The sequence below is a fragment of the Actinocrispum sp. NPDC049592 genome, from assembly GCF_040675465.1.
Taxonomy (GTDB): domain Bacteria; phylum Actinomycetota; class Actinomycetes; order Mycobacteriales; family Pseudonocardiaceae; genus Kibdelosporangium.
The window spans coordinates 90391-102520 of the sequence record NZ_JBFAPA010000021.1 but is presented as its reverse complement, the minus strand read 5'-3'; the positions used below and the strand labels follow the sequence as shown (position 1 = coordinate 102520).

Below are 12130 nucleotides of genomic sequence, written 5' to 3'. Positions count from 1 at the left end.
TACCGTGAGCCGGTGATCGACTGGCTCACGGCGTGGCTCTCGCCCATTCAGGCGGTCCTGCGGCGCCGGGGCTATGACCGGTCCTATATCGGCGGCAGCAGCGCGCGGGAGATCCTGGACCACATCTTCTTCGCGGCCGGGATCTCCCTGCGCGACCTGGACCTCTATGTCGTCAGACACGGCCAGGCGATGCCCAAGGATATCGGTGTTCTCTGTGCCGATCTGCAGAGCCACGGCGAAAGCGGACCGCTCCGGGAAAAGCGCCGCGCCAATCCAGCCCTGCCCGCCCCGGCCTGCTACGACTACCTGGCTGGGTACGGCGTGCATCTGCGCACAGCGAACAGGCCGATCCTGAGCCTGAGCGTCCTGCACCACCCGGCCGACCTGAAGCTGAACGGCCTGTTCGACATGGACGCCATTTTCCTGGTCGTCCCGAACGACAAACCGTTCGCGTGGTACGCACACGAGGTGCGCCGGAACATTACGCAGCTGGTGCTCGATCCGTACGGAGGTTATCGGGCCTGGCGTACGCACCGGCCGGAGATTGTGCACTGGGCCGAGGTGGAACGCTGTTACGCGCGAAACGCGTTCCGGATCGTGCGCAGTCTCGCCAAAGCCGGCACGCTCAAAGTGCCGGAAAACCTCGTCATCGAATACCGGCGCCGCCGCCCGGCGGAAATAGTCGTCGACGATCCGGCCGAACTGAAACGCGATTTCCGCAAAGTCCTCGCCGACCGCTACTGGGCCGAGGAACTCGCCATGGTCACCGAGCTGACCGACTTCGACTACGGCGAGCTGGCGTAGTGCGGTTCAGCAACCCCGGAGAGGCCGCCGCCCGCCTCGCGCCCCTGCTCGACCGCCCGGTCGCACCGACCCGCACCGACCTCGCGCCGGGCCTCGTCTTCCAGGCGGAACCCTTGCATGCCAACGGAACCTTCACCAACTCCTATCGTCTGAGCTGGCGCGGACCCGCCCGCGCGAGAATCTTCGTGACCGAACCACCGGTCAGCGCAAGGGAATTCGCCCAACGCCACGGAAACACCGCCACCACCACCGCCGGGTTCTTCTTCCTGGCCGACCGCTGCCGGTTCCGCCCGAGGGTGCTGAGCCTGAACCTGGCCATCCAGGACGGCCGCGTGCTCAGCCTGCCGGTGGCCGACCAGGACGCCCTGATCAGCCAGAACGGCGTCCTGACCGTCGTCAACGTGCCCGCGGCCGGCGAACTCAGCCTGGACAAGAACCCCTTGACCTGGGCCGGATCGAGAACAACGACCGAAGCCGGCTGTTACGCCTACGGCAACGCGAACGCCGTGATCCGGCACGAAGCCGACGAACAGACCGGCAAGATCCGCGTCTTCCAGGAGGAGTCCCGGTTCACCCCGGAAACCCGGCCCGGCTGGTCCGACCTGGGCTTCCGGAACAACGAAGCCGTCGCCAAAGCGGACAACGGCAGGCTCGACATCTTCGAGTACGACCTCGTCCTGCGCTGTCCACAACGGATCGCGCGAGTCGGCGCCCGCCTGGAAGTGCACACGATCGGCGGTCTGATCCCGCGGAAGTCCTTACAGGGAGCCATCTCGGTCGGCCCGGCACTGTCCTGCCCGGACGTCTACAAGCATCCGTTGAACGAGGACAGATCCCTCGGCAGCTTCCCGTTGCTCAGAGAACGGCCCTCGACCCGGCTCGTGTTCGCCGAGACCGCGGACGGTTGGCAGCACCTGTGCCTGTTCGACGGACGCCCCGGCAGCCCGACGTTTCCGGGCCTCACCCTCGGCGAGACGATCGCGATGGTGCACAAGCTGGGCACGGTCACCAACGGGTGTTTGCTCGACTCCGGGCACACGAGCAAACTCAACGTCCGCCTGGGAAACACCCTGCGCAGCTTCGGCAACCGGCATTACCTGCGCTGGCCAGGTCCCCACGAAGCGCACTACACCTGGACCCCCGACCTGGGGCGGCCGGCGGCGAGCCTGATCGCGCTGGACTAGCGGCCGGACTTGGCTGTGCCATCGAGTGGCGGCGATCCGTTGCTACGGGTGCTGCAGCGGGTAGCCACCACCGATGCCGCGCCAGGCCAGTGTCGAGATCAGCTTGACGGCCTCGGACTTGTCGATCTGCCGGCCACCGGCCAGCCACGACTGCGCGGTGACCTGGCTGGCGCCGACGAGACCGACCGCGAGCAGCCGGGCACGCTCCACGTCCAGGCCCGCGTCCGCGGTGATGGTCGCGGTGATCGCGTCCACACAGGTCGTCGTGGCGCGCTCGATGGTCTCCTGAACGACCGGTTCGCCGCGAATGTCCGACTGGAACACCAGCCGGAACGCCTCGCCCTCGCTGTCGACGAAGTCGAAGTACGCGCCCACCGCCGCCTGCACCCGCTGCTTGTTGTCCGTTGTGGACTCCATCGCTCCGGTGACCCGGCTGATCAGCTCGTCGGCGTGCGTCTGCAGCAGCGCCATGTAGAGCTCGAGCTTCGATGGGAAGTGCTGGTACAGCACGGGTTTGCTGACACCCGCCCGCTCGGCGATCTCGTCCATGGCCGCGGCGTGGTAGCCGTTGGCCGCGAAAACGTCCTGGGCGGCGGCGAGCAGTTGGGCGCGCCTGGCCGTACGGGGGAGGCGCGCTCCCTTGCCAGGTTGCTGCATCGTCTCCGACATTCCGCCTCCACCGTCCTGGTGCTCCGACCCCAGACCTTACTCGCCGGTACGGCCGCGTGACTGGATGGATTCCGTCCGTTTCATCAACTCCCTCTCAGATTCGCCATGCACACTGATTTCATGAGCCTGACAAGTGAGCGCGCGCCGCTGACCCTGGTCCCGTTCTCGGACGCGCCTCGCCCGGCGCTCGACCTGACGATCCCGCCCTGGCCGGGGGAGTACGTCGACACCGATGGGGTTCGGTTGCACATCCGCAGGACACCGGGCCCGGCGCAGGACACCGCGGTGTTCGTGCACGGCCTCGGCGGGTCCTCGCTGAACTGGACCGACCTGGCCGCCCAGCTGTCCGGGCACGCCTCCGGCGTGGCCATCGACCTGCCCGGCGCCGGGTACACCGAGCCGCCCAAGGGCTACGTGTTCGACCTGAACACGCACGCCGACGTGACCGCCGGATTCATCCGGGGCATGGGCCGGCCGGTGCACCTGTTCGGCAACTCGATGGGCGGCGCGGTCTCGATGATCGTGGCCGCCAAGTACCCGGAGCTGGTCCGCACGCTCACGCTCGTCTCGCCCGCGGTCCCCGACCTGCGGCCGTTCCCGACGCGGATGTCCGACCCGCGCATCCCGTTCGCGATGATGCCGTTCGTGGGTCCCCGGTTCCGCCGCCAGCTGGCCGCGCTCACCCCGATGCAGCGGGCCGAGCAGCTGGTCCGGCTCTGTTTTGCCGACCCGGCGATGATCCCGCCGCACCGGATGGACGAGACCGCGGCCGAGTTCGAGGCCCGCGCCAAGATCGCCTGGGCCGGCCAGGCGCTGATGATGACCACGCTCGCGCTGTTCCGCGCCTGGCTGGTGCCGCCGTCCCGGTCGCTGTGGCGGATCGTGCCGCAGATCACCGCGCCGACCCTCGTGGTGTGGGGCGCGCAGGACAAGTTGGTCACTGTGCGTAAGGCACCTAGGACCGCTCGGCTGCTTCCCCAGGGCCGTTTGCTCGTGTTGCCGCGCACCGGGCACGTCGCCCAGATCGAACGTCCGGAGACCGTTGCCCGCGCCGTGCTGGGCATGTGGGAGGCGGTCGCGGCCGGTCGTTGGTGAGTCCCAGGCGCGTTGTCAAGGCGTTTGGTGAGTCGCGCGGTCGTTACCGGAGAGTGATGTGGCAATCTTTAGCCTGTGAGCCGGATGACGTCAGGAGGACCCGCCACGCCGCCGCCCAAGTCACGCTCTGCTGCATCGCGTGCGGCGAACAAGGGTCCCCAAGGGCGTCGCGACGGCGATGAGCGGTACAAACGCGGGTCGCGGCGCACGAGCGGCGAGCCGTTGGCGGCCGCGTGGCACCCGGAGGACGAGGCCCCGGAGTCCGTGCGGGTCCGTCCGGTGCGCCGGCGCGGCATCCTGTCCGTGTACGGCTGGCGGCTGTACGCGATCCCGGTCCTGCTGGTCATCACCGCCCTCGTGGTGTGGGACACGTCCAAGAAACCGGCTCCTGACGTGCAGAACGCCAGCTCCCCGCAGAACGCCGTGGTGAGTGAGGGCGGCCCGGCGAACGGCGGCATCCCGGAGGCGACCGAGAAGGCCGCGGTCCCACCGGACCTGAAGGTCGCCACGGCCGAGCTGCCGAACGGCCTGAACTTCACCCAGGCCGGGTCCGGCAACTTCCGCGTGATCCCCGGCGACGGCCCGAAGGTCGGCCAGGGCACCCAGCGGACCTACAAGTACACGATCGAGATCGAGGAAGGCATCACCGCGGCCGAGGTCGGCGGCGGTGACGACGCGTTCGCCGGCCTGGTCGACAACGTGCTCAGCAACGCCTCGCAGGGCTGGATCAGCGACCCCCGGATCGCCGTGCAGCGCGTCTCGGCCAACCCGGACATGCGGATCTCGCTGACCACCCCGCAGACCACGCACAAGCTGTGCGGCCTGAACATCCCGTACGAGTCGTCCTGCAGGCTGGCCGGCAAGGACGGCCGCGTGGTGATCAACCTGGCCCGGTGGGTGCGTGGCGCGGTGGCGTTCGCCGGCGACATGACGACCTACCGGATCTACGCCATCAACCATGAGGTTGGTCACGCGTTCGGCAACGGCCACCAGGCCTGCGGGACCGACGGCGCGCTGGCCCCGGTGATGATGCAGCAGACCTTCGGCGTGTCGAACGACTTGGTGGCCAAGCTGAACGACGCCGTTCCCGGCAGCCGTGACCCGGTCAAACCGGATGGCAAGGTCTGCCGGGTCAACGCCTGGCCCAACCCTCAGGGCAAGTAGCAACCCCTCCCACATCGTGGGCTTCTGGGATGAAGTCGCGCCTTTTCGGTGTTGGATTTCAGGTAACCGCTGAGGAGGATTCGATGCCAGGTAGTTCGCTGCCACCGCTGGTGGAACCGGCCGCGGAGCTGACCAAGGACGAGGTCGCCCGCTACAGCCGGCACCTGATCATCCCTGACGTGGGCGTGGACGGGCAGAAACGCCTGAAGAACGCGAAGGTCCTGGTGGTCGGCGCGGGCGGGCTGGGCAGCCCGGCCCTGCTGTACCTGGCCGCCGCGGGCGTGGGGACCCTCGGGATCGTCGACTTCGACGTGGTCGACGAGTCCAACCTGCAGCGCCAGGTCATCCACGGCGTGTCCGACGTGGGCAAGCCGAAGGCCGTGTCGGCCAAGGGGTCGATCGCCGAGATCAACCCGCTGGTGCGGGTGGTGCTGCACGAGACGCACCTGAACTCGGAGAACGCGCTCGACATCTTCCGGGACTACGACCTGATCCTGGACGGCACCGACAACTTCGCCACCCGGTACCTGGTCAACGACGCCGCCGTGCTGCTGGGCAAGCCGTACGTGTGGGGCTCGATCTTCCGGTTCGAGGGCCAGGTCAGCGTGTTCTGGGAGGACGCGCCGAACGGCCAGGGCCTCAACTACCGCGACCTCTACCCGGAGCCGCCGCCTCCCGGCATGGTCCCGTCCTGCGCCGAGGGCGGCGTGCTGGGCGTGCTGTGCGCGTCCATCGGGTCGATCATGGTCACTGAGGCGATCAAGCTGCTGACCGGCATCGGCGAGCCGCTGCTGGGCCGGCTGATGGTGTACGACGCGCTGGAGATGTCCTACCGGACCATCAAGATCCGCAAGGACCCGGAGTCGCCGAAGATCACCGAGCTGATCGACTACGACGCGTTCTGCGGGGTCGTCTCCGATGACGCGCAGCAGGCCGCGGCGGGCAACACGATCACCCCGCGTGAGCTGAAGGAGAAGTTCGACCGGGGCGACACGTTCGCGCTGATCGACGTCCGCGAACCGCACGAGTACGAGATCGTGAAGATCCCCGGCTCGATCCTGATACCCAAGGACCGGATCCTGTCCGGCGAGGCGCTCGCCGAACTGCCGCAGGACAAGCCGATCGTGCTGCACTGCAAGTCCGGCGCCCGCTCCGCGGAAGCCCTTGCCGCACTGCACAAAGCCGGCTTCGCCGACGCCGTGCACGTGGGCAGCGGCGTCCTCGGCTGGGCCCGCGACGTCGACCCCAGCCTCCCCACCTACTAACCCGCGTGTCCCCCGTGCGCCGCCCCCGTGTCCCCCGTTCGTCGCCCCCGAAATCCCCATTCCAGGGAGATTTCGGGGTCCGCGAACGTGGGACACGGGGTCCGTGAATGGGGGACATGCGCGTGAGTGCGTGGCGGGGCGCGGGTTTCGGGGGTGGACGCGGTAGCGTGCCTGGCGATGGGTACTCCGCAACCGCCTCCGCCACACGTCCGCGCCGCCTTCGGGGCGCGGGACCTGGCGCCTGAACTCATCGACGCCGGTCCGTTGTGGCGCTGCGGTGAGGTGGCGTTCAAGCCGGCGAACAGCCCAGCTGAGGCGGCCTGGGTCGCCAAGACGCTGGGTGAGCTGACCGTGCCGGGGCTGCGGATCGGGCGGCCGATGAGATCCACCGACGGCCGCTGGGTGGTCGGCGGGTGGGCCGCCTACCGGTACATCGAGGGCCACGCCGAGCCGCGGCACGACGAGGTCATCTCCGTCTCGCTGACGTTGCACGAGGCGCTCAAAGGCCTGCCCCGGCCGAGGTTCATCGACGCACGCCAGGACCTGTTCGCGGTCGCCGACCGGATCTCCTCGGGCGAACTGGACATGCCGCTCGCCGAGGACCGCGGCGGCAAGCTCTACGACGACCTGGTGGCCAAGCGGAAGTCGACGAACTTGGCCAGGCAGGTCGTGCACGGGGACCTGTTCGGCAACGTGCTGTTCGCCGGGGACGCCGAACCCGGGCTGATCGACTTCCGGCCGTACTGGCGCCCGCCGGAGTGGGCCGCGGCCGTCGTCGTGGTCGACGCGCTGGCGTGGGGCGGCGCGGACGAGGGCATCATCGGGCGCTGGTCGCACCTGACCGAGTGGCCGCAGATCATGGTTCAGGCCGTGCTGTTCCGGCTCGCCGTGCACGCTCTGCACCCAAAGTCCACCGCAGAGTCACTGAGGGGCCTGGAACGGGTCGCCACCTCGGTGGACCAGCTGCTTTAGCACCCTCACTGGCTTTCGCGTCCCGGCGAGCGGGCAATGTCCCACGTTCGCAACATGAGCGCATGAGCAGGTAACACTCGATCCATAGCGTTCACACCCGTGACGGTCGAGACGCACTGCCCCTACTGCGCCCTGCAGTGTGGAATGACGCTGACCGGGGCCGAGGTCCAGCCGCGCGAGTTCCCCACCAACCGGGGCGGACTGTGCCAGAAGGGCTGGACCTCGGGACAGCTGTTGTCCACACCACACCGCCTCACCTCGCCGCTGCTGCACGGCAAGGAAGTGAGCTGGGACACAGCTTTGGACTTCGTCGCCGCGCGGATCGCCGATATTCAGCAGGTTCACGGCCGCGACGGGATGGCGGTCTTCGGTGGCGGCGGGCTGACCAACGAGAAGGCTTACGCGCTGGGGAAGTTCGCCCGGATCGCGTTGCGCACCTCGCAGATCGACTACAACGGCCGGTTCTGCATGTCTTCGGCCGCCGCGGCCGGGAACAAGGCATTCGGGATCGACCGGGGCATGCCGTTCCCCGTCACGGATCTGGACGACGCGGACGCGATTCTCCTTGTCGGGGCGAACCCCGCGGAGACCATGCCGCCGTTCATGCAGCACCTGCGCGGAAGTCTGATCGTCGTCGACCCGCGCCGGACCGCGACCGCCGAGAAGGCGATGCTGCACCTGCGTCCCGCCCCGGGCACGGACCTGGCCCTGGCGCTGGGAATCCTGCACGCGGTGGTCTCGGATGGCCTGCTGGACCAGGACTACATCGACGCCCGGACGACCGGGTTCGCCTCGGCGTGGCGGGTAGCCGCTTCGTGGTGGCCTGAGCGGGTCGAGCGCGTGACTGGGGTCGCGGCGACCGATATCCACGCGGTGGCGCGGATTCTGGCCCGGTCGCGCAACGCCTATATCCTCACGGCTAGGGGGACCGAACAGCACGCGTCTGGGACGGACACGGTCAGTGCGTGGATCAACTTGGCCCTGGCGTTGGGTCTTCCTGGTCGTGCGGGCAGCGGGTGGGGGTGCCTGACCGGTCAGGGCAACGGTCAGGGCGGCCGGGAACACGGGCAGAAGGCCGATCAGCTGCCCGGCTACCGGAAGATCGACGATCCCGTTGCGCGGGCTCATGTTGCCGGTGTCTGGGGCGTGGATCCCGCGGAGTTGCCGGGTGCTGGACGGTCGGCTTACGAACTCCTTGACGCGCTGGGGACTTCCGACGGGCCGCGCGGGTTGCTGGTGTTCGGCAGCAACCCGGTTGTGTCGGCGCCGCGGGCAGCGCATGTGACAGAACGCTTGAAGTCGCTGGACCTGCTTGTGGTGGCGGACTTCGTGCTGAACGAGACCTCGGCGTTGGCCGATGTCGTGCTGCCGGTGACGCAGTGGGCCGAGGAGGAAGGCACGCTGACCAACCTGGAGGGCCGGATCCTGCACCGCCGTCCCGCCCTCCGGGCCCCGGCGGGAGTTCGCAGTGATCTCGAGGTGCTGCAGCAGCTTGCGATCCGGCTGGGGCTGCCCAAGGCCGCTTTCCCCACGGACGCTTCGGATGTGTTCGATGAGCTGGGCCGGGCCTCGGCCGGCGGGCTCGCCGACTACTCCGGGATCAGCTACTCGCGGTTGCGTGACGGGGAGGCCTTGCACTGGCCGGTTCCGGCGGCGGATCACCCTGGCACGCCTCGGATGTTCCTCACCGAGTTCGCTCATTCCGATGGCCGGGCGCGGTTCGTGCCGGTCGATCACGTCGGTCCCGCGGAGGACGTGGATGACGAGTTTCCGTTGCGGGCCACGACCGGGCGGGTACTCGTGCACTACCAGTCCGGGGCGCAGACGCGGTTGATCGACGAGCTGGTCCGCGTGTCGCCGGAGTCCTTTGTGGAGGTTCACCCGGACACGGCTTCCCGTGCTGGGCTGGCCGATGGTGAATACGCTCGCGTGTCGTCGAAGCGGGGCTCGGTGCGGGCGCGGGTCCGGTGTGTGTCGTCGATGCGGCCGGACGTGGTGTTCCTGCCGTTCCATTTCCCTGGTGTCAACAGCTTGACCAATCCGGCGCTCGATCCGGCCAGCCGGATGCCCGAGTTCAAGGTCTGTGCCGTCCGGCTCGATGCTTGGGGGGAATCGTGAGATCTGTTGTCATCGCGGGCTACGGCATGGCCGGGGCCCGCCTGGCCGAGGAGATCCGGCGGCGCGACCCGTCCGGTGAACGGGTCAATGTGACCATCCTGGGCGAGGAACCACACCTTGCCTACAACCGCGTGCTGCTGTCAGGCGTTGTCGCGGGGACCATGCGGCCGGAGAACGTGACCCTGCACGGACCCGAATGGGAGGACCGGGTCCGGCTCGGCGTGAGCGTCGTCTCCGTCGATCGCGGTGCCCGCAAGGTGTCGCTGTCCGATGGGACGGCGATCGCCTACGACGCCTTGGTTCTGGCGACGGGAAGCCGGGCATGGCTGCCGCCGGTGGAAGGGCTCACCGCTGACTCGCCTGGGGTTGTGGCATTCCGGACCATGGACGACTGCGCGAAGATCCTCGACTCGGCGTCGCCCGGGGCACCGGTGGCCGTGCTCGGCGGTGGGTTGCTGGGGATCGAGGCGGCTCGCGGGCTTGCCGGGCGCGGCTGTCAGGTGACCGTGGTGCATCCGGTCGGACACCTGATGGAACGTCAGCTGGATGCCGCCGGTGGGGCGGTGCTGGCGCGGTGCCTGTCCACTTTGGGCATTGAGTTCCGGTTGAACGCCAGGGTCTCAGGGTATGTGCCGGGGGATGGGCTGAAGCTTGAGGACGGCTTGGTTCCGGCGGATCTGGTTGTGGTCGCCGCCGGTGTGAAGCCGGAGACCTCACTGGCCGTCGAGGCGGGCCTGACCGTCGACCGGGGGATCGTGGTCGACGACTGCCTGCGGACCTCGGATCCTCGCGTGTACGCGATCGGGGACTGCGCCCAGCACCCGGGAACCGTGTCCGGACTCGTGCAGTCGGCATGGGAACAGGCCGAGGTGCTCGCGGACCTGTTGACCGGCAACGACGTCGCCGCGCGTTACCACGGAACCCCTGTAGTGACCAGGCTCAAGGCGCGCGATGTCGATGTCGCAGCGCTGGGGGACGTACACGTGGACGTGGACGCCGAGGACGCGGAAGTGTTGTGCCTTCAGGATCCCATGCGCGGCCGGTACGCGAAGCTGGTCGTCCGGGAGGATCGGGTCGCGGGGGCGATCCTGATCGGGGCGCCGGACGCCGCCGCGACCATTACACAGCTTTACGACGGCCGGATTCCCGTGCCGTCGGACCGGTTGGCCGTGTTGCTGGGGCGGGCATTGCCGTCCGAGGCAACGGTTGCGGGCAGCCCGGCCGAGTTGCCTGCGACCGCGTTGGTGTGCCGGTGCAACTCGGTCAGCAAGGGACAACTGGTCTCCGCCTGGCGGGCGGGTGCGACCAGCGTTACGGACTTGGCGTCGGCGACGAGGGCGACGACCGGGTGTGGCAGCTGCCGCGAAGCGGTGTGCGGAATTGCCGAATGGTTGTCGACGACCACCTGAAAATCGGAGGACCCCTGATGACGACAGCAACCCGGCGCCGTGGGCGGTGGATCGAGGACTGGGAGCCCGAGAACGAGGAGTTCTGGGCCAACGGTGGCAGGAAGATCGCCAACCGCAACCTGTGGTTCTCCATCTTCGCCGAACACCTCGGCTTCTCGATCTGGACACTGTGGTCGGTCATGGTGCTGTTCATGGGGCCGCAGTACGGGTTGTCCGCCGCCGACAAGTTCCTGCTGGTCTCGACGCCGACGCTGGTCGGCGGGCTGATCCGCATCCCGTACACGTTCGCGCCCGCCCGGTTCGGCGGTCGCAACTGGACGGTCTTCTCGGCCGGACTCCTTCTGGTGCCGACGATCCTGGCCGCGGTCGTGATGCACCCGGGGACTTCGCTGGGCACGTTCATGCTCGTCGCGGCCCTCGGTGGGGTCGGTGGCGGGAACTTCGCGTCCTCCATGGCGAACATCAACGCCTTCTTCCCGGAACGCAGCAAGGGCTGGGCGCTCGGGTTGAACGCCGGTGGCGGGAACCTTGGCGTGGCGGCTATCCAGCTCATCGGCCTGCTGGTGATCAGCACCGCCGGGGCCAACGCACCTCGGATCGTGCTGTACATCTACATCCCGTTGCTGATCGTCGCGGGTGTCTGCGCGTTGCTGTTCATGGACAACCTCACTTCGATGAGCGGTGACTCCAAGGCGATGCGCGAGGTCATCAAGGACCGCCAGTCCTGGGTGATGTCGTTCCTGTACATCGGCACGTTCGGGTCGTTCATCGGCTACAGCTTCGCGTTCGGCCTGGTGCTGCAGAACCAGTTCGGCCGCACGCCTTTGCAGGCCGCCTCGCTGACGTTCCTGGGTCCGCTGGTGGGTTCGTTCATCCGTCCCGTCGGTGGCTGGCTGGCCGACCGGATCGGCGGGGCGAAGGTGACACTGTGGACGTTCCTCGCGCTGGCGATCGGGACCGCTGTGACGATCCTGGCCTCGAACGTGAAATCGCTGCCGCTGTTCGTGGCCGGGTTCATCTCGCTGTTCGTGTTCTCCGGGCTGGGCAACGGGTCCACCTACAAGATGATCCCGGCGATCTTCCGGGCCAAGGCCCAGTCCGCGATCGAGGCAGGCGCCGAGGAGAAAGGCGCGCTGTTGCAGGCGCGGCGGCTTTCCGGGGCACTCATCGGCCTGGCCGGGGCGATCGGTGCCCTGGGCGGGCTTTTCATCAACCTGGCGTTCCGTGAGTCCTTCCTCACAGCCAAGACCGGCATCCCCGCGTTCGTCGCGTTCCTGGTCTTCTACGGGGTGTGTTTCGTTGTCACCTGGGCGGTCTACCTGCGCAAACCCGCCGAGGTGCGGGCCGGGGAGGCGGCGCTGGCAAGCGTCTGACCTGCGGTGAGAGGTTGCTTTAACGCGGCCGAAACCTGGCTGATCCGGGCGTGACACGGCTGCGCCCCAGCATGGGA

10 protein-coding genes are annotated in these 12130 nt (G+C 68.3%); 9 read left to right on the top strand and 1 reads right to left on the bottom strand.

Annotated features, from left to right (window positions below):
• Window positions 1-12 precede the first annotated feature (12 nt).
• On the top strand, window positions 13-804 hold the full coding sequence (locus AB0J95_RS40685; protein ID WP_364770378.1) for a hypothetical protein: 792 nt from the start codon (window positions 13-15) through the stop codon (window positions 802-804).
• Window positions 804-1988, top strand: coding sequence for a hypothetical protein (locus AB0J95_RS40680; protein ID WP_364770376.1), 1185 nt, complete (start codon window positions 804-806; stop codon window positions 1986-1988). Before AB0J95_RS40685 ends, AB0J95_RS40680 begins: the two co-directional genes overlap by 1 nt.
• A gap of 42 nt (window positions 1989-2030) precedes the next feature.
• Here AB0J95_RS40680 and AB0J95_RS40675 read toward each other — a convergent pair whose 3' ends face one another.
• Window positions 2031-2657, bottom strand: coding sequence for a TetR/AcrR family transcriptional regulator (locus AB0J95_RS40675; protein WP_364770374.1), 627 nt, complete (start codon window positions 2655-2657; stop codon window positions 2031-2033).
• 120 nt (window positions 2658-2777) lie between these two features.
• On the opposite strand from AB0J95_RS40675, the gene AB0J95_RS40670 reads away from it, so the two are divergent.
• From AB0J95_RS40670 to AB0J95_RS40640, 7 genes are all read left to right on the top strand, one after another.
• Window positions 2778-3752 (top strand): alpha/beta hydrolase, encoded by a 975-nt coding sequence (locus tag AB0J95_RS40670; RefSeq protein WP_364770372.1) that lies wholly within the window; start codon window positions 2778-2780, stop codon window positions 3750-3752.
• An 84-nt stretch (window positions 3753-3836) separates the two neighbouring features.
• Window positions 3837-4916 (top strand): DUF3152 domain-containing protein, encoded by a 1080-nt coding sequence (locus AB0J95_RS40665; RefSeq protein ID WP_364770370.1) that lies wholly within the window; start codon window positions 3837-3839, stop codon window positions 4914-4916.
• 83 nt (window positions 4917-4999) lie between these two features.
• Entirely contained in the window at window positions 5000-6181 is a 1182-nt protein-coding gene (gene moeZ, locus AB0J95_RS40660) for an adenylyltransferase/sulfurtransferase MoeZ (RefSeq protein ID WP_364770368.1), read from the top strand.
• 177 nt (window positions 6182-6358) lie between these two features.
• Complete coding sequence (locus AB0J95_RS40655) at window positions 6359-7153, top strand: TIGR02569 family protein (protein WP_364770367.1); 795 nt, start codon at window positions 6359-6361, stop codon at window positions 7151-7153.
• Between the two features lie 144 nt (window positions 7154-7297).
• On the top strand, window positions 7298-9271 hold the full coding sequence (locus AB0J95_RS40650; protein ID WP_364770691.1) for a molybdopterin oxidoreductase family protein: 1974 nt from the start codon (window positions 7298-7300) through the stop codon (window positions 9269-9271).
• Window positions 9265-10680 (top strand): FAD-dependent oxidoreductase, encoded by a 1416-nt coding sequence (locus AB0J95_RS40645; RefSeq protein WP_364770689.1) that lies wholly within the window; start codon window positions 9265-9267, stop codon window positions 10678-10680. The genes AB0J95_RS40650 and AB0J95_RS40645 overlap by 7 nt, the downstream gene beginning before the upstream one ends.
• Window positions 10681-10697: 17 nt before the next feature.
• A complete protein-coding gene (locus AB0J95_RS40640; RefSeq protein ID WP_364770365.1) occupies window positions 10698-12053 on the top strand; it encodes a nitrate/nitrite transporter in 1356 nt (451 codons plus the stop codon).
• Window positions 12054-12130: the final 77 nt, after the last annotated feature.

Coding starts and splice junctions, on each gene's coding strand:
- AB0J95_RS40675 (WP_364770374.1), bottom strand. CDS start 2,657: ATGTCGGAGACGATGCAGCAACCTGGCAAGGGAGCGCGCCTCCCCCGT.
- AB0J95_RS40670 (WP_364770372.1), top strand. CDS start 2,778: ATGAGCCTGACAAGTGAGCGCGCGCCGCTGACCCTGGTCCCGTTCTCG.
- AB0J95_RS40665 (WP_364770370.1), top strand. CDS start 3,837: ATGACGTCAGGAGGACCCGCCACGCCGCCGCCCAAGTCACGCTCTGCT.
- moeZ (WP_364770368.1), top strand. CDS start 5,000: ATGCCAGGTAGTTCGCTGCCACCGCTGGTGGAACCGGCCGCGGAGCTG.
- AB0J95_RS40655 (WP_364770367.1), top strand. CDS start 6,359: ATGGGTACTCCGCAACCGCCTCCGCCACACGTCCGCGCCGCCTTCGGG.
- AB0J95_RS40650 (WP_364770691.1), top strand. CDS start 7,298: ATGACGCTGACCGGGGCCGAGGTCCAGCCGCGCGAGTTCCCCACCAAC.
- AB0J95_RS40640 (WP_364770365.1), top strand. CDS start 10,698: ATGACGACAGCAACCCGGCGCCGTGGGCGGTGGATCGAGGACTGGGAG.